The organism is Methanoculleus caldifontis (genome assembly GCF_032842345.1).
In the GTDB taxonomy this organism is placed as follows: domain Archaea; phylum Halobacteriota; class Methanomicrobia; order Methanomicrobiales; family Methanoculleaceae; genus Methanoculleus; species Methanoculleus caldifontis.
In genome coordinates, this window is sequence record NZ_WBKO01000001.1 from 996,875 (window position 1) to 1,018,872 (window position 21,998).

Annotated in this window: 23 protein-coding genes and 2 tRNA genes; 16 read left to right on the forward strand and 9 right to left on the reverse strand. The window is 62.1% G+C overall.

Translation table 11 applies throughout. The features are described 5' to 3' along the window. Nucleotides 1-39: 39 nt before the first annotated feature. Nucleotides 40-110, forward strand: a tRNA-Gly gene (locus F8E02_RS05150). Between the two features lie 59 nt (nucleotides 111-169). Here F8E02_RS05150 and F8E02_RS05155 read toward each other — a convergent pair. After that, nucleotides 170-976, reverse strand: a complete 807-nt coding sequence (locus F8E02_RS05155) for a V4R domain-containing protein (protein ID WP_317064413.1) — start codon at nucleotides 974-976, stop codon at nucleotides 170-172. Between the two features lie 83 nt (nucleotides 977-1,059). On the opposite strand from F8E02_RS05155, the gene F8E02_RS05160 reads away from it, so the two are divergent. From F8E02_RS05160 to F8E02_RS05180, 5 genes are all read left to right on the forward strand, one after another. Further along, nucleotides 1,060-2,274, forward strand: coding sequence for an FprA family A-type flavoprotein (locus tag F8E02_RS05160; RefSeq protein WP_317064414.1), 1,215 nt, complete (start codon nucleotides 1,060-1,062; stop codon nucleotides 2,272-2,274). Nucleotides 2,275-2,396: 122 nt separating this feature from the next. Further along, on the forward strand, nucleotides 2,397-3,470 hold the full coding sequence (locus tag F8E02_RS05165; protein WP_317064415.1) for a lysylphosphatidylglycerol synthase transmembrane domain-containing protein: 1,074 nt from the start codon (nucleotides 2,397-2,399) through the stop codon (nucleotides 3,468-3,470). 101 nt (nucleotides 3,471-3,571) lie between these two features. After that, on the forward strand, nucleotides 3,572-4,249 hold the full coding sequence (locus tag F8E02_RS05170; RefSeq protein WP_317064416.1) for a DUF5612 domain-containing protein: 678 nt from the start codon (nucleotides 3,572-3,574) through the stop codon (nucleotides 4,247-4,249). Further along, nucleotides 4,249-4,827 carry an L-threonylcarbamoyladenylate synthase gene (locus F8E02_RS05175; protein WP_317064417.1) on the forward strand — a complete coding sequence of 193 codons (579 nt, stop codon included), beginning with the start codon at nucleotides 4,249-4,251 and terminating at the stop codon, nucleotides 4,825-4,827. Before F8E02_RS05170 ends, F8E02_RS05175 begins: the two co-directional genes overlap by 1 nt. Further along, nucleotides 4,824-5,753, forward strand: coding sequence for a DNA polymerase subunit beta (locus F8E02_RS05180; protein ID WP_317064418.1), 930 nt, complete (start codon nucleotides 4,824-4,826; stop codon nucleotides 5,751-5,753). Before F8E02_RS05175 ends, F8E02_RS05180 begins: the two co-directional genes overlap by 4 nt. A gap of 2 nt (nucleotides 5,754-5,755) precedes the next feature. On the opposite strand, the gene F8E02_RS05185 is transcribed toward F8E02_RS05180, so the two are convergent. Further along, entirely contained in the window at nucleotides 5,756-6,418 is a 663-nt protein-coding gene (locus tag F8E02_RS05185) for a CRISPR-associated protein Cas4 (protein ID WP_317064419.1), read from the reverse strand. Between the two features lie 132 nt (nucleotides 6,419-6,550). Between F8E02_RS05185 and F8E02_RS05190 the strand changes: the two genes are divergently transcribed. Further along, a complete protein-coding gene (locus F8E02_RS05190; RefSeq protein WP_317065151.1) occupies nucleotides 6,551-6,847 on the forward strand; it encodes a DUF3467 domain-containing protein in 297 nt (98 codons plus the stop codon). Between the two features lie 73 nt (nucleotides 6,848-6,920). Next, nucleotides 6,921-6,992 (forward strand) — tRNA-Thr (locus tag F8E02_RS05195). A gap of 152 nt (nucleotides 6,993-7,144) precedes the next feature. Here the strand turns inward: F8E02_RS05195 and F8E02_RS05200 are convergent. Both F8E02_RS05200 and F8E02_RS05205 read right to left on the reverse strand, forming a co-directional pair. Beyond that, the gene (locus F8E02_RS05200; RefSeq protein WP_317064421.1) at nucleotides 7,145-7,858 is read right to left on the reverse strand and encodes a hypothetical protein; all 714 of its coding nucleotides are present in this window, start codon (nucleotides 7,856-7,858) and stop codon (nucleotides 7,145-7,147) included. A 381-nt stretch (nucleotides 7,859-8,239) separates the two neighbouring features. Beyond that, nucleotides 8,240-9,019 carry a hypothetical protein gene (locus F8E02_RS05205; protein ID WP_317064423.1) on the reverse strand — a complete coding sequence of 260 codons (780 nt, stop codon included), beginning with the start codon at nucleotides 9,017-9,019 and terminating at the stop codon, nucleotides 8,240-8,242. A gap of 877 nt (nucleotides 9,020-9,896) precedes the next feature. Here F8E02_RS05205 and F8E02_RS05210 point away from each other — a divergent pair. Further along, complete coding sequence (locus F8E02_RS05210) at nucleotides 9,897-10,088, forward strand: hypothetical protein (protein ID WP_317064424.1); 192 nt, start codon at nucleotides 9,897-9,899, stop codon at nucleotides 10,086-10,088. A 157-nt stretch (nucleotides 10,089-10,245) separates the two neighbouring features. Further along, a complete protein-coding gene (locus F8E02_RS05215) occupies nucleotides 10,246-12,264 on the forward strand; it encodes a cation:proton antiporter domain-containing protein (protein WP_317064425.1) in 2,019 nt (672 codons plus the stop codon). 190 nt (nucleotides 12,265-12,454) lie between these two features. Here the strand turns inward: F8E02_RS05215 and F8E02_RS05220 are convergent, their stop codons facing one another. Then, nucleotides 12,455-13,123 carry a dihydrofolate reductase family protein gene (locus tag F8E02_RS05220; protein WP_317064426.1) on the reverse strand — a complete coding sequence of 223 codons (669 nt, stop codon included), beginning with the start codon at nucleotides 13,121-13,123 and terminating at the stop codon, nucleotides 12,455-12,457. A gap of 105 nt (nucleotides 13,124-13,228) precedes the next feature. On the opposite strand from F8E02_RS05220, the gene F8E02_RS05225 reads away from it, so the two are divergent. Next, nucleotides 13,229-14,464, forward strand: coding sequence for a deoxyguanosinetriphosphate triphosphohydrolase family protein (locus F8E02_RS05225; protein ID WP_317064427.1), 1,236 nt, complete (start codon nucleotides 13,229-13,231; stop codon nucleotides 14,462-14,464). 274 nt (nucleotides 14,465-14,738) lie between these two features. Further along, nucleotides 14,739-15,542: an esterase/lipase family protein gene (locus F8E02_RS05230; protein WP_317065152.1), complete on the forward strand. Its 804-nt coding sequence runs from the start codon at nucleotides 14,739-14,741 to the stop codon at nucleotides 15,540-15,542. On the opposite strand, the gene F8E02_RS05235 is transcribed toward F8E02_RS05230, so the two are convergent. Beyond that, entirely contained in the window at nucleotides 15,496-15,795 is a 300-nt protein-coding gene (locus F8E02_RS05235; protein WP_317064428.1) for a hypothetical protein, read from the reverse strand. The two genes, F8E02_RS05230 and F8E02_RS05235, sit on opposite strands and share 47 nt — an antisense overlap. 103 nt (nucleotides 15,796-15,898) lie before the next feature. Between F8E02_RS05235 and F8E02_RS05240 the strand changes: the two genes are divergently transcribed. Beyond that, complete coding sequence (locus F8E02_RS05240; RefSeq protein ID WP_317064429.1) at nucleotides 15,899-16,468, forward strand: hypothetical protein; 570 nt, start codon at nucleotides 15,899-15,901, stop codon at nucleotides 16,466-16,468. 55 nt (nucleotides 16,469-16,523) lie between these two features. On the opposite strand, the gene F8E02_RS05245 is transcribed toward F8E02_RS05240, so the two are convergent. Beyond that, nucleotides 16,524-17,291, reverse strand: coding sequence for a winged helix-turn-helix transcriptional regulator (locus F8E02_RS05245; RefSeq protein ID WP_317064430.1), 768 nt, complete (start codon nucleotides 17,289-17,291; stop codon nucleotides 16,524-16,526). A 3-nt stretch (nucleotides 17,292-17,294) separates the two neighbouring features. After that, on the reverse strand, nucleotides 17,295-17,945 hold the full coding sequence (locus F8E02_RS05250) for a hypothetical protein (RefSeq protein WP_317064431.1): 651 nt from the start codon (nucleotides 17,943-17,945) through the stop codon (nucleotides 17,295-17,297). Nucleotides 17,946-18,261: 316 nt separating this feature from the next. Between F8E02_RS05250 and F8E02_RS05255 the strand changes: the two genes are divergently transcribed. The 3 genes from F8E02_RS05255 to F8E02_RS05265 all read left to right on the forward strand — a co-directional run bounded on the left by F8E02_RS05255 (nucleotide 18,262) and on the right by F8E02_RS05265 (nucleotide 21,161). Then, nucleotides 18,262-19,167 carry an ABC transporter ATP-binding protein gene (locus tag F8E02_RS05255; protein WP_317064432.1) on the forward strand — a complete coding sequence of 302 codons (906 nt, stop codon included), beginning with the start codon at nucleotides 18,262-18,264 and terminating at the stop codon, nucleotides 19,165-19,167. Between the two features lie 3 nt (nucleotides 19,168-19,170). Further along, nucleotides 19,171-20,250 carry an ABC transporter permease gene (locus F8E02_RS05260; RefSeq protein WP_317064433.1) on the forward strand — a complete coding sequence of 360 codons (1,080 nt, stop codon included), beginning with the start codon at nucleotides 19,171-19,173 and terminating at the stop codon, nucleotides 20,248-20,250. Nucleotides 20,251-20,369: 119 nt separating this feature from the next. Then, nucleotides 20,370-21,161, forward strand: a complete 792-nt coding sequence (locus F8E02_RS05265) for a 4Fe-4S binding protein (protein WP_317064435.1) — start codon at nucleotides 20,370-20,372, stop codon at nucleotides 21,159-21,161. A 123-nt stretch (nucleotides 21,162-21,284) separates the two neighbouring features. Here F8E02_RS05265 and F8E02_RS05270 read toward each other — a convergent pair whose 3' ends face one another. Beyond that, entirely contained in the window at nucleotides 21,285-21,953 is a 669-nt protein-coding gene (locus tag F8E02_RS05270; protein WP_317064436.1) for a mechanosensitive ion channel family protein, read from the reverse strand. Nucleotides 21,954-21,998: the final 45 nt, after the last annotated feature.

The window sequence follows — 21,998 nt, forward strand, 5'->3', positions numbered from 1 at the left end:
TCTTTATCTTCTCCCCGGTCAACATGTATTGGTACCGGAGCGATAGTAGTCTAGCGGTAGGACAGGGGCTTCCCAAGCCTCTAGCCCGGGTTCGATTCCCGGCTATCGCATCCGAACGCCGTTTTTTGCATCTCTCTTCGTTTCCCTGTCCCGCTGGCTCACCCGCGTCTCATCCGTCGCCGGCAGGTTTGTCCTCGACGACGATCTCGAACCGGCAGTGGTCGAACCCCATCGAGTAGCATTGAGTCTCGGCCACCGCTGCCGGCCGCCCGTAGTGGTGGGAGAAGAGCGCCCGGAGAATCCCTGAGTCAAACGCGCACGCGGGCTTCCCGGTGACCGGGAGATCGGCGCACTCGAAGCAGTCGTAGACGAGGAGGACAGGCGGCTCCATCCCCGCGACCTCGATCCGGCCGAGGCGGTGCTCCTCCCAGAAACGCGCGATATTCGCGCAGAAAGTTGCCGTTTCCGGGTCGGCCACCGCCGGGTAGAGTTCCTCGCCGATCCGCTCCCCGGCATGGGTGAGGAGCGGGTCGAGGAGGACTCCCTCCTGCATGAGCGCTACCCTGATCGTCCGGAAGGCGAGCCGGTAGAACGCATTGGAGTCCCCCGACCCTGCCCGGTAAGCTCCCGCATAGACGGCGAGATCGTCGGTCACCCGGTCCTCCGGCGAGACGCTCACGATCAGGTCGCCGACAAGAAAGAAGACCTTCTTCCGTGCGTCCGCCGGATCGGGCCGTGACCCGACGACACCCGCCGCCGCGAGGTCCTGGAGGTGGACCGAGACCGTCGACTTGGCCCGGCCCGCGAGGGCGACGATCTCCTCGAACGTGCAGTCGCCCTCCCGGAGCGCCGCGAGGATCGCACGCCGCACCGGGTTCCCGACGGCCCGCGTCCCCTCCTGCGTCGAGTACAGATCGATCTCGCGCCCCGGCTTCGGCCGGCCGGCCCGCCCCCTCCCGGTCATTCGCTGCTCCATAGATCAAGATCGAAAGGAAGATATATCAACTGTTCGGATACTCTAGAATGTTCGTATAGTTACGAACTTAATGAGGAACGATCATGAAGGCTACAGAACTCGTCCCCGGCGTCCACTGGGTCGGGGCTATCGACTGGAACCTGAGAGAGTATCACGGCTACACCCTCCCGGGAACGACGTACAACGCCTACCTCGTCCGGGGCGAGAAGACGGCGCTGATCGACGGTGCCTACGCCGGGTTCGAGGAGGAGGTCCTCGGCCGCATCCGGTCCGTCTGCGACCCTGCGGAGATCGACTACATCGTCGTGAACCACATCGAGAAGGACCACTCCGGCAGCCTCCCGGCGTTCGTGCGGCGGATGCCCGGCGTCCCGATCTACTGCACGGAGAAGGCGAGAGCCGGCCTTGCCCGCCACTACGACACGACAGGCTGGAATATCCAGATCGTGAAATCCGGCGATACCCTCGACCTCGGCGGGAAGACGCTCACCTTCCTTGAGGCACCGATGCTCCACTGGCCCGACTCGATGTTCACCTACCTCGCCGAGGACGCCGTCCTCTTCCCGAACGACGCCTTCGGACAGCATGTCGCGAGCGCCGCCCGGTTCGACGACGAACTCGGAAGAGACGCGGCGATGGTTCACGCGCAGAAATTCTTCGCGAACCTGATCGTGCCCCTCGCGCCGAAGGTCCTGAAGAAGCTCGATGAGGTCGGAGGTCTAGGGATCGATATCAGGATGATAGCGCCGAGCCACGGCGTCATCTGGCGGTCGCACCCCGGCGATATCCTCAAGGCCTACATCGACTGGAGCCGGGGCGTCGCGAAGGAGAAGGTCACGATCGTCTACGACACCATGCACGGCTCGACCACGATGCTGGCGAAGGCGATCGCCGAGGGCGTCATGGCCGAAGGCGCCGATGTCAGAGTCTGCCTCCTCCGCGACGGCCGCTATGAGGGGACGCACCGGAGCGATATCGTCACGGAGGTCCTCGACTCGAAGGCGGTCCTGGTCGGGTCGCCGACGCTCCAGGACGAGGTCCTCCCCACGGTGGCCGGGTTCCTCAGCTACCTCCGGGGGCTCCGGCCCGGCCGCCTCGGAGCGAAGAAGATCGGGTGCGCCTTCGGGTCTCACGGGGGTATGGGCGGTGCGGTCGCCGAGATCGAAGGGGCCCTGAAGGAGGCCGGGATCGAGGTGATCGACGGCGGGTTCCAGGTGAACTATCGGCCGGACGGCGACGAACTCGCCCGGGCCTTTGAACTCGGCCGGAGGGTGGCACGGGAGATCCGCGCCCGGTAATACCCTTCACCGTTTTCCCCCTCCTCTCCCCCGGCCGGGGGAACCATAATCACAGACCGCCGCCATCTTCCCCTCCACATGGTGCATCACATAGAGGACAGCCCGCGGGGAGAATGGCGGGCATGAAGAACCGGCGCTGGATCGCGCTCTCGCTCCTGGTCAGCGGCGCGGTCCTCGCGGCCCTCCTCGCGGCGACCTTCACCTCCGAGACACGGGCCTACCTCGGAGAGGTCAGCATCGCCGCCCTCCTCCTCGCCGTCGGGCTCAGGGTCGGGGATATCCTCTGCCGGGTAGCACGGGTCGGGGTCCTCTCTCGCGGCCTCGGTTACACCGTATCCTTCCGGAACCTCGCGGCCGCCCAGTTCCTCTCCCTCTTCGCCGGCTCGATCACCCCCGGCCAGGTGGGGGGCGAGCCCGTCCGGATCCACCGCCTCTCCCGAGCCGGGCTTGCCGTCGGGGACGCCGTCACCGTCGCCATCACGGAGCGGGTGCTGGACCTCGTCGTCTTCGTCGCCCTCTCTCTCGCAGCCGTTCTCGCCGTCCGGCACCTCTGGAGTTACCTTGCCGCCACGGTCCTCTATCCGGTGGCGGCCTTCTTCGTCCTCGTCCTCGTTCTCCTGCTTGCGCTCGTCGTCATGGTCCGCCGCCCGTCCCTCACGAAGCGGGTGGTCGGGGGCGTCGCCGCCCGGGTCTCCGACCGGTGCGGCCGGAGCCGGCGCCTCCTCCGGCTCTGTCCGAAGGCCGGGGGCGGCGAGGGTCTCGGGGAGCGGGTCGATCGGGAGATCGATATCTTTGCCGCAGGCTCCTCCCGGCTTGCGCGGACCGGCAGGCGTTACTTCGGCGGCGCGCTCGTCCTCACCGTCTTCGGGTGGGTCTTTCACTTCGGCGTGGCGTCGGCCCTGCTCGTCGCTCTCGGCCTTCCCCCGTTCTTCGCGGAGTCGTTCCTCTTTCAGGGGATCCTCCAGATGATCGCGACCATCCCGCTCATCCCCGGTTCGGCCGGGATCGCCGAGATCGGCGCCGCCACGCTTTATAGCCGGATCGTGCCCACCTATCTCCTCGGCCTCTACGTCGTCCTCTGGCGCCTCTTCCTCCACTACCTTAACATCCCCCTCGGCCCTCTTGCCGGCCTCCTGGTCACGGGGGAGGGGGCCCGCGCGGAGGATGCCGATCCCCGCCGCACCGAAAACCTATAACCGTTGTGAGACCAAAATCTATCAATCAGCGCGGAAATGACCGAATTTTTCCCGTTTACCGAACGCCCGGAGAGAATCCGGCACTCCAGCAGGGGAGGCTCATGATCACCGATACCGATATGTATGCCCTGAGCATCATCACCGAGAACCGGGCCGGCGTGCTGCGCGATGTGGCCACGGTGATGGCGGATTATCAGGCCAACATCCAGATGATCCAGCAGTCGATCATCACCACCGGCCCGAACACCGGGAAGGCCTACCTCTACTTCGAGTTCGAGGAGTGCGGAAACCATGGGGAGATCATCGCCGATCTTGCGCGGGTGCCGTCGGTCGTCGAAGTCACCACCTACCCGCCGTTCTCGCGGATCTTCGGCTCACGGGTGATCATCATCGGCGGCGGGGCGCAGGTGGCGCAGGTGGCGATGGGCGCCGTGAACGAGGCGGACCGGCACAACATCCGCGGGGAGCGGATCTCGGTGGACACGATTCCGCTGGTCGGGGAGCAGACGCTCGCGCTCGCGGTGGACGCGGTGGCCCGGCTCCCCCGGGCCTGCATCCTGGTGCTCGCGGGGTCGCTGATGGGCGGGGAGGTCTCGCGGGCCGTCGACCGGGTCCGGCAGGCGGGCATCCCGGTGATCGCCCTCAAGATGGCCGGGAGCGTTCCCGATCACGCCGATCTGGTCGTGACCGACCCTATCCAGGCCGGGGTCTTTGCCGTGATGCACGTCAGCGGCAAGGGAGTCTTCGATATCAACCGCGTGCGGGGACGTGAGTTCTGATGGATCCAATCGATATGGCTGTAAAGGTGCTCTCGCGGGACGGGCTCGTCGTCTATCCAACCGAGACGGTCTATGGTCTCGGGGCGGACGCCCTCTCTGAGGATGCGGTGATGAAGGTCTACGAGGCGAAGAACCGGCCGGTGGGCAAGCCGATCTCGGTCGCGGTCTCGGATATGGATATGCTCCGTGCCGTTGCGGTGGTGGACGAGGCCGCGGAGGCCTTCATCGAGCGGTTCCTGCCCGGCCCGGTGACGGTGGTCCTCCCGGCGAAGTCCTGCCTGCCGGATATCCTGACGGGCGGCACGGGCCTCATCGGGATCCGGTGGCCCGATCACGAGATCGCCCTCGCCATCATCTCCCGGCTGGACGCACCGATCACGGCCACGAGCGCGAACATCTCCGACGACGTCGCGCCGACCCGGCCCGAAGAGATCTCTGTCCCCCACGACTACCTGGTCGAAGGCGGGGATCTTCCCGGGACGCCGAGCACGGTGGTGGACCTGACCGCCCGGCGTATCCTGCGGAAGGGCGCGGAATGGGAAGCGGTGGAAGCGTTCCTGGAGAGCCTTCGAGCATGACGCCGATACGACTGCGCGACTTCGTCGAGGACCGGGAGGGCTGCCTCTACGCGGTCTCGAACTACGACAACACCGACCGGATAGGCTGCATCCTCCGTTACGTCCCCGAGACGGACGGTGAGCGGACGAGCCTCTCCGGGCGGCGGTACCACAAATACGACTTTGCCGAGTCTTTCGCGTGGGTCCGGGACCATAAACCGGAGTACCTGGACTCGGTCCACCGGGTGCCCTGCTGCGACGTTGTCCGGGTCTACAAGCCCGAAGAGGAGGTCGGGCGGGTGGCGGCCCGGAACGCACGGGTCCGGAGGCTTCTTGCCCACTTCAACCTCCCGAAAGGCTCGTTCGGGTGCACGGGCTCGCTCCTCTGCGGTCTTGAGAACGCCTCGTCCGATATCGATCTGGTGGTCTACGGCGACGCCTGGTTTGCCGCTCAGCGCCAGCTCCGGCAGCTGGTAGGCGCGGGAGTGATCCCGGGGATGAGCACCGCGATGTGGCGGAAGGTCTACGATAAGAGAGTGCCGGAGATCTCGTTCGACGCCTTTGTCCTGCACGAGCAGCGGAAGTGGAACCGGGGCGAGTTCGAGGGGACCTACTTCGACCTCCTCTACACCCGGTCCTACGCGAACCTGGACGCGGTCCCGGCCGGGAAGGGTACGGTGCTCGGCCGGGCGACGATCGAGGCGACGGTCACGGACGCCTCCCTCTCCTTCGACAGCCCGGCGGTATACGGCGTGGATCACGACGAGATCAGCCGGGTCCTCTCCTTCACCCACACCTACTCGGGCCAGGCGCTCGCGGGCGAGGTGATCGAGGCGAAGGGTGTCGTGGAGGAGCACGGCGACGAGCGGTGGCTGATCGTGGGGACGACCCGCGAGGCGAAGGGCGAGTATATCGTCTCAAAGACGCTGCTTGAGAACTTCAACTGATTTTAAAAGAGGTCCGAGAGCCGCCGCGGGCCGGCGGTGCATCGCTCGATATGCGGGCAGCCCTCGCAGGGGGCCCGGAGGGGCCGGGGCGGGAGCTCGCCCGCGACCACCCGTTTTGCCGCCCGGATCGCTTTGAGCATCTCCCGCCGGTCCCGGGGCTGGGGTTCGACGAACCGGAAGGCGCCGCTCGTGACGTACTCGACGTAGCCGCCGGCGACGGGACGGCCGAGGGTCTCGTGCAGGCAGGCGACGTAGCAGGCGACCCGGAGCCGGTCGGTGCCGTAGACCCCGGCGTTGGGGGCGGTGCTCGATCGGGTGATGGCGAAGGTGCCGCTCTCAAAGACCTTGTCCACCCTCCCGCGGATGCCGAGGGTGTCGGACTCGACGGCGAGATCGGTCTGGACCGGCCGCTCCCAGGCGGTCTCCCGGCAGGCGGCGACGCACTCGTCGAGGAGGTCGCGGGCCTCCGGCGGGGCGTCGGGGAGGACGCAGAGAACCTCTCGCCAGATCCGGTCGGCCTCGAGCAGATCGCCGAGGTGCGCGGAGACCTGCTTGCAGACGGTGTAGCGGGGCGACTCCTCGCGCTCCTCCGACCGCTCGAAGTAGTAGCGCCGGGGGCAGATGTGGCAGGCGACGACGCCGGATACCGGGATGTACTCGTTCATGCGCGACCGAACTCGTTCAGAGGAGAGATCCGCTCTCCTCCTTTATATGCGGATACCTTCTGCGCCGGCGTGCGGGTGCGCGCCCACGGTCGAAACCAACCCTTATGCCGGAGCGGGGTACAGATGAGTGGTATGGCTAACCGCGAGATATCGGTCAACATCCCCGGCGACCTCGACCCGGTCTACTCGAACCGTATCCAGATCGCCTACAAGGAGGACGAGTTCACGTTCCTCTTCCTGCACGAGATCCCCGGCATGAACCAGGCGCGCGCGAAGGCGATCGTCTCGATCAGCCCCCGGCACGCGAAGAACCTGGTCGCGGTGCTGGCAAAGAGCGTCGCGGACTACGAGCAGAAGTTCGGCAAGATCGACACCCCGGAGGCCGCCCCGCAGCAGGAGAGCAACGTCACCATCCGGGGTTACTCCTGATCGCGACCGGGGCGGGGGACCCCCGGCATGTGATACCTTTTTAATTCCGGACGTACAATGTTGTAAGGCAGTTGCCGCTGTGGCTTAGCGGTATAGCGGCTGATTCGTAATCAGCAGGTCGGGGGTTCAAGTCCCCCCAGCGGCTTTCCTTTTGTTGAGAGTTCAAGTTCCTTGAGCAACGCTTGTATTCCCATTCTGTGATCCCCCATCGTGGGACAATTAGCGAGCCTGCCCTGCCAGGCGTGATTTCATTAGTCAAAACTGCTTGTGCAGATCGCTTGATTGAGAAAAAAGACCTCAAGAAAAAACGAGAGGTAATATTAGCACCAGTGTGAATATTACTATCCAAAAAGTTTCAATTATCTCAATTATTAACTCTCGGTACTTCCCCTCACGCTTTAATTCAGAGTAGTGAGCCATTAGAATGGCCCCTTTTGATGGGTGTTGAACCATCTCAATCTTCTGGATATCACTTCTTCTGAAGGCTTTCCAATATTGATTGGACTTCTCGTCCTCAACATAGATGAAGTAATCATCTTCAGTTATTATCCGAGGAAAAACCCCTGCTTGGTCGTCCTTAAAATATATTTTCACCCAAGTGGCATTGAGGCAGCAGCTAATCAGACCTAGATTAGAAATGATTACATAGGCGCCGAGATAGAAGAACGAAGGAAAAAATGCCAATGCTAAAAAGTTAATAATACTATTAAGTGTCCCTTGTGGGATATTTTTGTTATTTTCGTAACTCTGAACTAACTCTAACAGAGAGTTGACAAACCGGGTAATAAAATTCTCCTGGTTTGGTGCTGCCGCAATCATTACGAAAAATACAATGAACAAACAAAGAACAAAGGTTGCTACCGAAGTAAAATGAAAGACTGCCTGAATATTACCTCTATACACGTTAGGTGGTTTAATCATTCTTCCCCAGTAAAAGGCATCTTTTACTAGAAAACCAAACAGTGCGAGGGAAATAAAAATAATACTCGCATCAGTGAGGAAGTCGAACAATCGGATTCACCAAATGCCTATATGAACAAATAGGTATATAAGTCGATCTAATTCAGAAAGGGTTTAATGAGCCCCATTTCCCTTCCTAAAGATCAGTCCTGGCCCCGTACCCGCACCTGACCGCACGTTCTTTTTTTATCTTTCTGAGAATTTGACAATCTTTTGATAACGCTCCCTAGACCTTTCTTGTATCCGATTGTCTCAAGGGGTTCATTGCACACTCTATGTGCATGCTGCCTCAACCAACAACAACTCACCATGATCGAGGACTGTATCTGGTCCGCGCAAGAGTTGTGGCTTCTATTCTATCCTAGTGTCTTACCCTCATTCTGGTAAAAAATTGGGAGGAAGGTAACGCGTTATTACTTCAATCAGACACTGTTATCTCAATTCAACACACGCAAGTGGTAATTCTTTGAAATACTGGTAAAATTTCCTTGCTACATTTTTTGATGTGGCTATTGGATCCCAATACTGGGTAGCCATTAGTTCAAGTTCTCCAAAAAGTAATGAGTATGTTTCTGCTCCCTCAGTTCTCTCTCTCAATCCCTTGAGCGTCCTATCTAACTGTACCCTTCTTTCTGTCCATGCTCTCTGAAATTCTTCGGACATATCTTGGTAATGCAAGATGGGATTGGGAGTATATTCTTCTTCTAATGGTGATAATAGGTCGAATTCAAGATTTTTAGCAAACTCCTCTAGCGCGATTTCGGCAGCAGGCTTACTTCCTAAAAAAAATTCATTATATTCGAAGGGGGATTCGAAAAACACTGGAATAAAAATAGTATCCGAATCAGCGCTTTCTAAGAATTGATTGGCGTATTTTATTTGGTTTGGGATAATCCTTAATCTCTCATCAAAGTGTTTCATGGCCTCAATTTCTGATAAATCGGCCCTCTCAAAATCACTATCGACAAACTCAAACAATAAGCCGTTAACATGTGACAAACATAGGCGGAATATACCGTATGTCGAATATGAACCTATCCTTACTCCTAGCTCATCTTCAGAAGAATTATCTTCAGAGGATGTCCATTCTGTGGCATTAAGTGGACGCCCAATATGTTCCTCTAATTCCTTTAAGAATTGTTTCTTGTTTCGCCACCCAATACTAAGATTTATCCAATCGAACCAGTTTGTTCTGCCCAGATCCAGCCCCACTTAGACTCCTCCTAATATTCGTTCGCTCAAAACGAGAATGTGTATCCGTTCACATATCTTATCTGGCAGTAGGGAGGTCTTTTTCATAAATCTTTTTTGTAAGGTGTTAGTGCAATATGCGTTTCGATCTTGCAAGAATTTTCTCCAATCCCCTGGTGGTACGGTGCAAATGAAGCAAAACTCGGCTCTCGCAGCTTGATCTGTATCTGCCTGCGTGAGCGCACGAAACACTTTCTCAACGAATTCACGGAATTCGGAATTTGTGTCTCCAGTTCTCTCATTTCGATATTTACATTCGATATACAAAATTTGTTTAGCACTATTGCCTTGATTAAGAGCGAGAGACAGATCGAAGTAGGTCTCCCCTATGCATGTAGCAGTTCCCGTTGCGTCATATGTATCTCCGAACGGTTTTACTTTAAGTCCTAAAAACGTTCTTGATACAAGCCATCTCTTCACGGAGCTTTGGTACAGTTCTCCCTTCTTATGAAGCGTCTCTCGCATTGGCCTTGGCTGAATGATTTTTGATTAAAGTTATTTAACTACATACGATTTAGTTATCTATTGCCTATTTGCACAAACCTGGTTTCAGCAACACTATCCGGGATACCCAGTCTTCCCGTCTTCCAAGCCGCTTGGATCAGCATTACCTTGGCCCCGTTGGCCTGTCCACAGGCAATGACGCTGGCCTCATGAGAGTCAGTGCTCCCTCTGTATTCCCAAGGGCCCTTATATTTGATGATATTTGCATAATCTCACATCTTGACTTTTGAATAGCCACGTTTCTTAACTGAACTCGGTTTTTAGAACCTATGTTAACCTCAGCGTGAGCCAGAAGACGGATAACCCATCCTCACCCACCCCTGATCCGATATCCATGCCAACCGACACCGGCACCCCGGCAATCACCCTCTCCCTCCTCGGCATCGCGTTCGTGCTGCACTTCTCGGCCGCACCCTACTACTTCATCGGCTCCCCTCCGACGGGGTTCAGCACCGGCACCCTCGGCCTGGTCATCTGCGTCGCCGGGGTGCTTCTCGCCGGCGTTGCCGCCGCAAGGAAGGAGTGAAGGCCGGCCGGCAACTCCGACCGTGCCGGACATCGCCGTTCCAGCACCTCCTGCTTCTCATCGTCCGGAACCGGTATCCTCGACCGGCACCCGGACAGCCCGATACCTACATAGGCTCAAAACCGAAAACAGCTAAACCAAAGCACGGGAGCCGGAAATGGAACTTCAAATCCTGAACGCCATCGTCCTCATCTTCGGGATCTCCCTCATCGTCGGACTGCTCTTTAACCCGCTGCGCATCCCGCCGCTGGTCGGGTTCATCCTGACGGGCATCATCGTCGGGCCGAACGGTCTCGGCATCGTGCAGTCGGTCGAAGCAGTCAACAGCCTTGCCGAGATCGGGATCATCCTGCTGCTCTTCACCATCGGTCTCGAGTTCTCCTTTGCCCACCTCTGGCAGATGCGAAAACTTCTCGCGGTCAGCGGGTCGATCCAGGTCTTCCTGACGTTTCTGGTCTCCTTCTTCGTCGCGACGCTCATTGGGCTGCCATTTGCAGAAGCCGTCCTTCTGGGTTTCCTCTTCGCCCTCTCCAGCACCGCGGTCGTGCTCCAGATCCTCCACCAGCGGGGGGAGATGAACACCCCGCACGGCAACATCACCCTCGGGGTCCTGATCTTCCAGGATATCATCGCCATCCCGATGATCATGGCCATACCGTTCCTCGCGAGCATCTCCGCGCCCGCGGCAGTGCAGGGGTTCAGTGTAGAAACCCTCTCGTCGATGCTCACCCTCGATATCCTGATCCTGGTCGTCCTCGTCGTGGCCGCAAAATGGGGGGTTCCCTGGCTCCTCTACCAGATAGCGAGAACGAGGAACCGCGAGCTCTTTCTCCTCTTCATCGTGGTGACGTGCTTCGGCGTCGCCTGGCTCGTCTCGCTCGCCGGGGTCTCGCTCGCGCTGGGTGCTCTCCTCGCCGGACTCCTGATCTCCCGGTCGGAGTACAGCCACCAGGCCATCGGCAGCATCCTGCCGTTCCGCGACATCTTCACGAGTTTCTTCTTCGTCTCGGTGGGGATGCTGCTCGACGTGGGGTTCTTATTCAACCATCTCGGACTGGTGCTTCTCCTGATCGTCGGCGTGATCGCCGCGAAGGGGCTGATCGCCGCCGCGGTCCCGGTGGTCCTCGGCTACCCCATCCGCACCATCACCCTCGTCGGGCTCGCCCTTGCGCAGGTAGGAGAGTTCTCCTTCATTCTCTCAAGGAGCGGTCTTGATTACGGCATCCTCTCGCCTGAGATCTACCAGCTCTTCCTGGTGACCGCCCTCATCACGATGGCCGCCACGCCGTTCGTCATCGGCGGCGGACCGGCGCTCTCGGATCGCCTCCGCCGCGTCGACTTCCTCCACCGGGCCCTGGACGCCCGCAGTCCCGTGGAAGAACCCCAACGGGAACCCCTCAGGGAGCACGTGGTGATCGTCGGCTACGGCGTGACGGGGAAGAACCTTGCGCGGGCGGCGAAAGCCGGCGGGATCTCGTACGTCATCATCGAGATCAACCCCGAGACCGTGCGAAAGGAACTGGCCCTCGGCGAACCCATCCACTACGGCGACGCCACCACGGAGACGGTCCTGGTGCATGCCGATATCGAGTCCGCCCGTATCGCCGTGATCGCGATCAACGATCCCGTCTCGACCCGGCAGATCGTGGAGGCCTGCCGCCGCCTGAACCCGTACCTCTACATCATCGTGCGGACCCGCTACCTCATCGAGGTGGCGCCCCTGCAGGATCTCGGGGCCAACGAGGTGGTTCCCGAGGAGTTCGAGACCTCGCTTGAGATCTTCACCCGGGTGCTGAACAAATACCTCATCCCGAAGGACCGGATAGAGGGGCTGACGGCTGAGATCCGCTCGGACACCTACCAGATGCTCCGCAACCCACAGGAGCGCTCTCCGACCCTTACGGATCTGATCTACCGGCTCTCCAGCGTGAGCATCGTCACCTACACGGTCGATCCCGCCTCCCCCGTGGCAGGAAAGACGCTCGGCGAGCTCAACCTCCGCAGAAGGCATGATGTGCTGGTGCTCGCCATCCTGCGGGGAGAGGAGACGATCACGAGTCCGGGCGGGGATGCGGAGCTCCTGCCCGACGATATCGCCATCGTCCAGGGCACGCCCGAGCCGGTGGCCCGGGCGTCCGTCCTCTTCCAGGCCTCTACAACAGATACTCCGGCATAAGAGCGTTCCGGCATCCTCCGCGGAGGTTGCCGGTATCCGGAACGTCATCCGGTTCGGGTCAACCACTGCCCGCGGGGTGGCACGCCCGATTCCGGCTGCGTCAAAAAAACGAGAGCGGCCCCTGTCCGGGACCGGCTAATGCACCGGCAACGCCATCGGCGTTCTCTCTCGCTCGGCGGCCTCGACCGCATTACTCCTTCTTCACCGTATACACCAGGTGGACCGCACCGTGCTCCATCGGCACGGCCTTCTCGGGTTCCAGCGCCGTCCGTCCTCCGGCCTTATCGAAGAGTTTCTTCTCCCCCTCGCCGGCGATGACCGGGTGGACGATCAGGCTGATCGTGTCAGCGAGCCCCTCCCGGATCAGGACGTTATTCAACTCGGGGCCCGAATCGGAGACCACCCGTGAGATGCCGAACCGTTCGCCGAGTTCCCGCAGGGCCCCCCGGAGGTCCACCCGCTCTCTCCCGCAGCGGATGAATGGGTACTCCCGCTCGCGGAGATAGTCGAGGTAGTCAGACGGCGTCGTCTCCGAGACGAGGACGACGACGTCTTTCGTATGCTCCATATTCCGGTAGAAGTGGAGCAGGCCCTTGAGCACGCCCCTGCTGTCGACGATGACGCAGATGGGGCGGCGGTCGTCCGGCCGGGCCTCGGGCCGGTGCCGGTCGGCCTCTGCCTCCGGCAGGGTGATGTCCATGAAGAGTTCGATCCCGGTCTTTGCCGTGGTCGAACCCGCGAGGACCGCCCCCGGCTCAAAGGCGAGCAGCGCGCCGTAGTGCTGGCTGAGGTCGACCTCGAATCCCGTCACCGCGTGGTCCAGGCTCACGCTGTTGTGGATGATGACTTCCGGGTGCATGGGGGAGGATACGCGTGCTCCGGATATAGCCTGCGCGGATCCGCGCTCGATACAGAAAGCCCTATCCCCTCTCCCGGCCGAGAACTCTCTACCGGAGGATACCGGATGGAGATCCCGTACAGCATCTCTGACAGGATGGCCCGGAGGATGGCCGACCGGGAGTCGATCCTCTCGCCCCGGGCGACCCGGAACGCCGACTACCTGCGGCGGTCGGGCCACAGGGCGGAAGACCCGGTGATCCGGCCGCCGTTCTCCCGTGACGCCGACCGGATCGTCCACTCGAAGGCCTACTCGCGCTACATCGACAAGACCCAGGTCTTCTACCTGGTCGAGAACGACCACATCACCCACCGCGTCCTCCACGTCCAGCTGGCGTCACGGATCGCGAGGACGATCGGGCGGGCGCTCGGCTTAAACGAGGACCTGATCGAGGCGGTGGCCCTCGGCCACGACATCGGTCACGTGCCCTACGGCCACCTGGGGGAGGAGATCCTCGACGATCTCTGCACCGAGCACGGCATCGGGAGGTTCCTACACAACGTCCAGAGCGTCCGGTTCCTCGACACCGTCGAGGACCACGACCTCACCCTGCAGGTGCTCGACGGGATCCTCTGCCACAACGGCGAGGCTCACGACCGGAGCCTCACCGCCGAGGGTGAGGCCGACTGGGAATCGTTTGCGGAGAAGTTGAGAAGGATCGAGGGCGGGGGCGATGCCCTCCCCCTCACCACTGAGGGGTGCGCGGTGAGGATAGCCGACAGCGTCTCCTACCTCGGCCGCGATCTCCAGGACGCCCTCGAGGTCGCGGTCATCGGCGAGGACGACCTCGCGGAGTTCCCGGAGAACTGTATGGCCCTCTTTGATATCACCGGGAGGGGAAAGAAGGACTTCGCGGAGATCAACCGGCGGGTGCTCGACGTCCTCATCAAGGACATCGTCACGATGAGTTACGATGCCGACGCCATCGCATTCTCGGCCGAAGCCTCGGCATGCGTCGCGGCCTTCAAGGAGTTCAACATGCACCACATCTACAAAAACCCACGGCTCCTTCGTAACCGCGAGAAGATCCGGTTCATGTTCCGCCACCTCTTCGACCGCACCCTCGAAGATATCGAGGAGGAACGCGAGGCATCCCCGGTCTACGAAGACCTCATCGACGCACCGTGGGCGTCCCCGGGCTACATCGCCGCCGCGGCGCCGGCGGAACTCGCGAGAGACTTCATCGCCGGGATGACCGACCGCTACTTCGAGCGGGTCTTCCGGCAGAGCGTCCTTCCCGAGAGGGTCCGGTCGCGGTACCGGCCGGGGGGAGCCCTGCAGGACGATCCGGGCCGGCCGTGAGCGGAGTCCTGCTCCCCCGCCATCGCCGGCAATCCCCGCGGGAGAGACGAAACGGGCCAGCCTCACGGTTGACGGGGAGATCGGCAGGATGTACCGGCACAGTGTCGAGGTGCGTTAGCCTGCAGGCTTCTTCCTGAAGGCGAACAAGATGGTGGCCGGCTAGCCGCCCCGCCGAAACCTACATCGTGGATAGCGCCCGATACTGGAGAATGAACAACTGCCGGCGCAGGGGAGGCGTGCCGCCATTCTGACGGATCAGAGGCGTCCGGCCGTCCTGGTCCACGGGTGGCGGAGCCATCCCGGTATCTGGAACCGCCTCGGACCCGTGCTCGACGACGCCGCGGTGCCCTTCTGGAGGTTCGATTACACCGCGATCCAGGACGACGGGACGGAGCCGATCGCCCTCGCTCTCCAGGACTTCATCCGCGAGAAGCGCACGGAGACCGGCTACGACGGCCCAATCGACATCGTCTGCCACTCGATAGGAACGTGCATCGCCCGCTACCTCTTCGAGGTCCTCGACGGCGATGCGCGGGAAGAAGAGGTCCGGCTCCTGGTCGGGATCGGCCCGCCGAACAACGGCTCGGCCCTCGCCGGGCTCTTCAACGACCCCGACCGGGGCCCGGAGGTGATCCGGAGCCTCACCGGGGTCTTCGTCCCTGAGGGTTACGACCCCGCCGAAGACACCATCGTCCAGGAGTTCCGGCCGGGGAGCAGGACCGTCGCGGCGCTCCGGGCCGCCGGGACCCGCGACGACATCGACTACCGGATCCTCCTCGCCGCGAACCTCACCGGGACCCCCGCGTTCTTCCCGGCCTTTGGCGGCAGAACCTGGGAACTCGCTCCCGGCGGAGGGTGGCGGGCGACCTGCGCCGGCGACGGCATCGTCCCCCACACTGACTCCTGCCTCCCCGGCGCAGGGGTCAGGATTCTCCCGGCGGACCCCGCGAACCTCGCCCGGCACCCGGAGCAGTACTGTCACATCATGCTGCCGAGGAACCCCGAGGTCGTCGCCCGCGTCAGGGAGTACCTTACCGCCTCTGCAGGGCCAGCCGTGCGGACTCCGCCCAGGCGTTGATCGCCCGTTCCAGATCTTCTCCGGCCTTCCGGGCCGCCTGCTCGATGTGATCGTGCCCTTCCTGTGTCCTGAGAAGGTGGTTGCCCGCGCTCACCACGTCGTTGACCGCCTTGCGGACCGATTGGGAAGCCTCCTGCATGCGCGCTTCGACGCCGGGAGCGGCGGCCGGCTCGGGCTCTCTCTCCGGTTCGGGGGTAGGGGGCGGGTCGAGGACCCAGCGCCCCCGCTCAAAGTGACCGTTCATCTCGCTCATGAGCGTGTGTTATATCCGCCCGGCATAAAAACCTCGCTCTTTGCATCCTGCTCCCTTCCTGATATGCGCAGGTTCATCTACTTCCGGGGTGAGGATATGCAGCATGGTCAGGGTTGCCGCCATCGAGGCATGCGAGCGCATGCTCTCCCCCGGAGGGTGCCGGTTCCGGCTTGCACGAGCCGCCGCGTTCGTGGTCTTCTTCCTCCTGGCGGTCCCGTTCCTCGTCGGCTCTGTCTCCGGCATGCATCCGCCGGGGACGCTTACCCTCATCGTATCGACCTTCCTCCTCCAGGCAGCCGCGGCCGTCGTCGGCCTCTCGCTCGGCCTCCACCCGGCGGCCGTCCTCATCTTCCTCTCCTCGGTGGCGGCCGCCGTCATGGTCGCGATCCTCGAACTCTGCGACCTCTTCGCCGAACATTCCCCTCGGATGCAGGGATTCCTCGCGAAGATCAACGCTGAGACCGGCAGGCTTCACTCCCTGAGACGTTACGGCGTCCTGATGCTCATCCCGGTCATCTGGATCCCCGGCGTCGCCCTCTACGGGGCCCCGGTCGTCGCGTGGCTCTTCCAGTACCCGCGCCCCACCGCTCTTCTCTGCATGATCGCCGGCTGGGCGCTCGCGGTCGCCGCGGTCATGGCGGCGGCGCTGGGGCTCGTCCGCCTGGCTTTCTGAGCCGGCTCCAGGGCTGGGATGACCGGAGCGGCCCGGCGAGCGACCGGGATCGCGGTCAGAGCGGAAGGGCGGTCGCTCTCTCCTCACCCTGGCCGGAGGCCGGGTCACAGAGCCATCTTCCGACTTCGGGCGCAATATCGTCGGGAACGTGGTACCGGACGCACCGGCCGTCGCGCTCGGCCGAGACGAGCCGGTCGCGCTCGAGGCGTTTCATGTGCCAGGTGATCGTCGGCCCCGCCACGCCCAGGCTCTCGGCGAGCTCCGTCCGGGTCGCGGACGGGCGCTGGAGGAGGAGCGTCAGGATATCGTGCGGAACCCCCCGGCGCAGGTGGACCAGCAGCCGCTGCTCGGACCCGGAGTAGGTGCCGTCGTTCCTGAAGAAGCAGGCATACCCGTCCTTCTCCATGAGCACGATCATATGGCTCCTCCGGAGCTGGTCCAGGTGGTACCGGAGCGTCCCCGGCCGCACCCCGGTCTCCCGGATGATGCCGTGGAAGTGGATCCCGGGGTGGTCCACGATACAGGAGAAGATTCGCGCACGGATGGCGTTGTCGAGGAGGTTCTCCCGGCTGATCCTGCGGTAGCCGAGGTACCCCCAGAGTTTGAGGGGGCCGAGGATCTCGACGGGGATGCAGGCGAGGTGCACGAGGAGGAGCCAGACGGGGAGTTCCCAGAGTTCCACCTCGACCGGGGTGACCGCCACGGCTCCCTCCCCCGGCGGGTTCGCGTGGCCGGGAACCACCTCGTAGGTCCGTGCGCCCGCAGGAGCCGCGATGAAGAGGAGCGCGATCGTTACCGCAACGAGAATCCTGATCCTTTGCATCTCTCACCTGCCGTATGTATCGAACGTGAACTCCACCGGCCCGCTGCCTCCCGCCCAGCCGATCTCGTAGTACCAGTCGCCCGCTGCGAGCCCCTCGGGCGAGGAGATGTCGAGGAAGATCCGGCCGTCGCTCAACCCGTCGTCGGCGTCGGTGTACGGGCCGAGGGTCCCGTCCGGGGCGTAGATGTGGAGCGTGATCTCCTCTCCCGGCTGGCCCCAGCGAATATCCACCCAGTGGTGCGACGCCCCGGCCCGGACGGGCACCGTGAAGAACCGCCTCTCGCCGGGAGTGAGGGTGTGCCTGCTGCTCTCCGTTCCGGCGCCCGATACCAGATCGCTCACCGTGACGGTCACCCCTCCCTCGATATTCCTGACGAAATAGACATTGCCGGCTCTTTCCAGGAAAACCACGCGCGGCAGAGACTCCGTGGCGATCGCCACGTTTTGCTCCCCGACCCGCTTCAAATGAACCGAGGCCGCGTTCGCCGTCGCCCCCGCAACGGTGACGAAGACCTTCCCGTGCGTATCCGGCACATTCTCCGGATATTCGACGGAGTCGACTATCAGGGCTGCTTCTGCCGGGACGATCTGCGCGGACAGAGGTAAAGCAAGGCAGGCAAGCACACAGAGCCCCACAAGTACGCGCAGTACCATGATCATAGGTGGGATGCTGCGATAATAAGATCTCTGGCACGATCCTCTACAGGTCGCCGCGGACCACTCTCGGAAGGCATTTTTCCGGCCGACCGACCGGGTAAATAACCTTTGTCGCACAATCCTCGACGTATTCCGGGAAATGTAGACTTTTGTGCGAGAATCGCTATTTCCCTTCCCGTAGAACACCCTGGTACCGGACGATAAGGTCGGGAACGTAAACCTCACACCACCGGCCTCTCCCGGATCTGCACCTCCTGATCCCGTCTCACGAGACCTTATCGCCCGGCCTCGAAGCGTAACCTGGAGAACGGACATGATCCGATTCGAACATCTGACAAAAGAATACGGCGGCAACCGTGTCGTCGACGACCTGACCTTCAGTATCCCGCAGGGCGAGATCTTCGGCCTGCTCGGTCCGAACGGCGCAGGAAAGAGCACCACGATCCTCATGCTGGTCGGGCTGATCGAGCCGACCGGCGGGCGGTGTTTCATCGACGGAGCGGACATCGTCACCGAGCCTCTCCGGGTGAAGCACCGGATCGGCTATATGCCCGAAGACGTCGGGTTCTACGCGGACCTTACGGCTGCCGCGAACCTCGACTTCTTCGGACAACTCTATCGCATGGACCCCGCACAACGAAAACGACGGATCGATGACCTGCTCGTGCTCGTCGGCCTCGACGGGGTGACAAAACCCGTCGGAGAGTTCTCGAAGGGGATGCGGCAGCGGCTGGGACTTGCCAAGGCGCTGCTGAACGACCCGGCCGTCCTCATTCTCGACGAGCCGACGGCTAACCTCGATCCTCCCGGCGCCGCGGACTTCAGGCGCATCATCGGCGACGAGGCGAAGGAAGGCAGGACTGTTCTCATCTCCTCCCACATCCTTCCCGAGGTGGACAGGATCTGCACCTCCGTCGGCATTCTGGCCCGGGGGAGGCTCGTCGCCCACGACGCACCCGGCAACCTCCTGCAGAACCGCGAGGCCGGAGCGGTCGTCATCTCCGTGGAGACCCGCGACCCGATGCCCGACCTGGCGCTGGCGGAGATCACGGGCGCGGTCTACGACGACTCACGGAAGAAAGCCGTCGTAGAGGCCGATGCGGATATTTCCGACGAGATCATCGAATTCCTCATCGCCAGGGGAGTGAGAGTCCTGCGGATCGCGGACGACCGTCCGTCGCTTGAGAGCATCGTTCTCTCCTACTACCGGGAGGCGTGACCGGTGGAGTCCTGCGGACTGATCCCCATGGCACGAAAGGAGTTCTCGGACCACCTGCGAAGCAGGAACTTCCTCCTGATCACCGCGATCCTCCTTCTCATCTGCACGGTCGGCCTTGTCGGCGGCATAACCGATTACCAGAAGAGCCTGAACAGTTACAACGAGGACCTGACGGCGGCCGGATCCGATATAGAGGTACAGGGATTCATGCCGGAGAGGCCTTCGGTGCTTTCGGTCTTCACCTCGGTCGGCTCCCAGCTGATCATCCTCGGCGCGATCCTGGGGATCGCCCTCGGTTTCGACCTGATCACGAAGGAGAAAGAGAGCAAGTCGTTGAAGCTGCTCCTCTCGCATCCGATCTACCGGGACGAGGTGATCAACGGCAAGGCCCTCGGAAGCGCCGCAGCGCTTCTCCTTCCGCTCGGCGCCGTGCTTGCGATCGCCCTCGCGCTGCTCCTGGTCATCGGGATTGTCCCGGACCTGACGGAGTTTGTGCTCGTCCTGGCATTCGGGGGGGTCACGGCCCTCATGATCCTCACCTACTTCGGCGTCGCCCTCCTGATGTCGACCATCGCCGGGAACAGCGGGACCGCGTTAATCTACAGCATCATCGTCTTCGTCATCTTCGCGGTGCTCGTGCCGGTGGCCATGAACGATACGGTGATGAGCACCGTCGTCGGCGAGCCGCCTGAGTTTCCCGCACAGTTAATCTCCCGGTCGCAAGCGTCTTCGGGAGCCGAAGCATCGAGATCATCGTTCTCTATCGATACCGAGAGCGAGGTGTGGCAGCAGTATCGGGAGGCGATCCGGGAGTACGGGGAGCGGCGGAGCGCCGTCAACGATGTCGTGAAACTCTTCTCTCCCTCGCTCAACTACGAAGCGATCCTGGGTGTCTCCGGCGGCGCCTCAAAGAGCGTGACCGTGACGGCCGGTGGCGGCGGGGGCTCGTTTGTGGGTATGACCTCAATGGACCCGGTCTCCGGCGCCTCCGGGGCCGTGAAGAACGTCGTCGCCCTGATCGCCTTCACCGTGACCTTCTTCGGGCTGGCATACTTCCGGTTCATGCGCCTCGACATCCGGTAGGGCGTTTCCGGTGAGGAAGACCTCCACCTTCCTCACCCTCCCGTTCCGGGAAGGCGGGCTTTGTGTCGTATCGGGCATACCAAACCCTTTTCCGGACAGCCCCCGAGAGATCGATAGCCATGAATGACGACCTGAAGGCAGCCGTCCTCGAGCGGTGCCGGCGGATGGAGATCCCGCTCGTCGGGGTCGCGAGCACTGACCGGTGGGAGCACCCGCCGTTCCTGCCCTGGATGCCGGAGGAGTTCTACCCGCAGTCGATCTTCCCCGAGGCCCGGTCGGTGATCGTCGTCGGCCTCCCCATCCACCTCCCGGTTCTCGAGACCTCCCCCTCGATCTACTACCACGAGCTCTATAAGACCGTCAACACCCTGCTCGACCAGTACACCTACCGGCTCGCCTCCTTCCTCACCGACTGCGGCTACCCCTCGGTCTTCGTCCCCCGCGACGGTTACGGGAGCATCGAGGTGCTCAGGAAGAACCCCGTCGCCTTCTTCTCGCACCGGCACGCCGCTTACCTTGCCGGGCTCGGGACCTTCGGCGTGAACAATACCCTCCTCACGCCGGAGTACGGCCCGCGGGTCCGGTTCGGCTCGGTCTTTTCCGCCGCAGCCCTCCCGCCCGATCCGGTGCTCGCAGAGGACCTCTGCACCCGGTGCATGCTCTGCGTCGAGGCCTGTCCCGCGGGGGCGCTCGACGAACGGGACTACCCCGAAGGCCTCACCGATAAGGCGGCCTGTGCTGCGAACAGCGCCGAACTCGCCCGCCGCCACATCTCCCCCTGCGGGATCTGCATCAGGGTCTGCCCGGTAGGAGAGGACCGGGAACGCTACGGCCGGACCACCGCTGCCGGCGACGACGATCCCCGCCGCCGCCGGGCCCGGGAGCACGTCCGGAAGTACGGCGGGCTCTGAATCCTTTCACGGCCGGAGCATTTCCGGTCTCCTCTCCACCATAGAGCGAGGTCCGATGGCCTCTCACGCGTCACCACGACCGGAGGTGCGGGCATCCCCGCAGACCGGTCAACCAAAAAAAGGTTACTGTCCTCCCATCCTGCCCATCAACCGGTCCATCATCTCCGGCGCCCGGTCCCGTAAGCCGAACCCGATGATGATGGCGATCGCCGCGCCGATACCGATCCCGACGCCCCAGGCGATCGGGACGATGAAGACGTAGATGATCGAGAGGTCGAGCATCAGCTGCTGGAGCGCGAGGATGACGACGACGAAGTAGAGGAACGCTCTGAGGAAGGTCACGATCAGCCCGAAGCCCTGGATCCTCCGGGTCTCTCCCATGCCCTGAATGAGGTCCATCAGCCAGTCGACCAGGATGATACCGGCGACCAGGATGATGAGGAACGCGATGACGTAGGGGATGTAGCCCACGATCGCCGCGACCGCCAGTGTCAGAGACGGGATCTGCAGAACGCTGACCGCCGCGAGGATCGCTATGAGGTAGATGAACCAGCGGACGATGAGGTCGAAGAGGCGGCTGATGTTCATCGTGGATTTCTCAATCTGCTGGCCGACCGATGTCCTCCTGAGAGCGTCGTCGACACCGAGCCGGTCGAGGACTTCGGCGACGACTCTGCCGAGGATGCGGCCGAGGATCCAGCCGATGATGAGGATGATGATCGCTGCGATGAGATTCGGCAGGAATAGGATAACGTTACGGGCCAGTTCTTCAACCGGCTCAAATGGCGCCAAAACCTGCGCCGTGAGGTCTCCATTTGCCACAGTATACCACCGGGG

Coding starts and splice junctions, on each gene's coding strand:
- F8E02_RS05255 (WP_317064432.1), top strand. CDS start 18,262: ATGATCCGATTCGAACATCTGACAAAAGAATACGGCGGCAACCGTGTC.
- F8E02_RS05245 (WP_317064430.1), bottom strand. CDS start 17,291: ATGCAAAGGATCAGGATTCTCGTTGCGGTAACGATCGCGCTCCTCTTC.
- F8E02_RS05265 (WP_317064435.1), top strand. CDS start 20,370: ATGAATGACGACCTGAAGGCAGCCGTCCTCGAGCGGTGCCGGCGGATG.
- F8E02_RS05170 (WP_317064416.1), top strand. CDS start 3,572: ATGATCACCGATACCGATATGTATGCCCTGAGCATCATCACCGAGAAC.
- F8E02_RS05220 (WP_317064426.1), bottom strand. CDS start 13,123: ATGCACCCGGAAGTCATCATCCACAACAGCGTGAGCCTGGACCACGCG.
- F8E02_RS05160 (WP_317064414.1), top strand. CDS start 1,060: ATGAAGGCTACAGAACTCGTCCCCGGCGTCCACTGGGTCGGGGCTATC.
- F8E02_RS05240 (WP_317064429.1), top strand. CDS start 15,899: ATGGTCAGGGTTGCCGCCATCGAGGCATGCGAGCGCATGCTCTCCCCC.
- F8E02_RS05155 (WP_317064413.1), bottom strand. CDS start 976: ATGGAGCAGCGAATGACCGGGAGGGGGCGGGCCGGCCGGCCGAAGCCG.
- F8E02_RS05210 (WP_317064424.1), top strand. CDS start 9,897: ATGCCAACCGACACCGGCACCCCGGCAATCACCCTCTCCCTCCTCGGC.
- F8E02_RS05235 (WP_317064428.1), bottom strand. CDS start 15,795: ATGAGCGAGATGAACGGTCACTTTGAGCGGGGGCGCTGGGTCCTCGAC.
- F8E02_RS05215 (WP_317064425.1), top strand. CDS start 10,246: ATGGAACTTCAAATCCTGAACGCCATCGTCCTCATCTTCGGGATCTCC.
- F8E02_RS05175 (WP_317064417.1), top strand. CDS start 4,249: ATGGATCCAATCGATATGGCTGTAAAGGTGCTCTCGCGGGACGGGCTC.
- F8E02_RS05165 (WP_317064415.1), top strand. CDS start 2,397: ATGAAGAACCGGCGCTGGATCGCGCTCTCGCTCCTGGTCAGCGGCGCG.
- F8E02_RS05250 (WP_317064431.1), bottom strand. CDS start 17,945: ATGGTACTGCGCGTACTTGTGGGGCTCTGTGTGCTTGCCTGCCTTGCT.
- F8E02_RS05185 (WP_317064419.1), bottom strand. CDS start 6,418: ATGAACGAGTACATCCCGGTATCCGGCGTCGTCGCCTGCCACATCTGC.
- F8E02_RS05225 (WP_317064427.1), top strand. CDS start 13,229: ATGGAGATCCCGTACAGCATCTCTGACAGGATGGCCCGGAGGATGGCC.
- F8E02_RS05190 (WP_317065151.1), top strand. CDS start 6,551: ATGGCTAACCGCGAGATATCGGTCAACATCCCCGGCGACCTCGACCCG.
- F8E02_RS05180 (WP_317064418.1), top strand. CDS start 4,824: ATGACGCCGATACGACTGCGCGACTTCGTCGAGGACCGGGAGGGCTGC.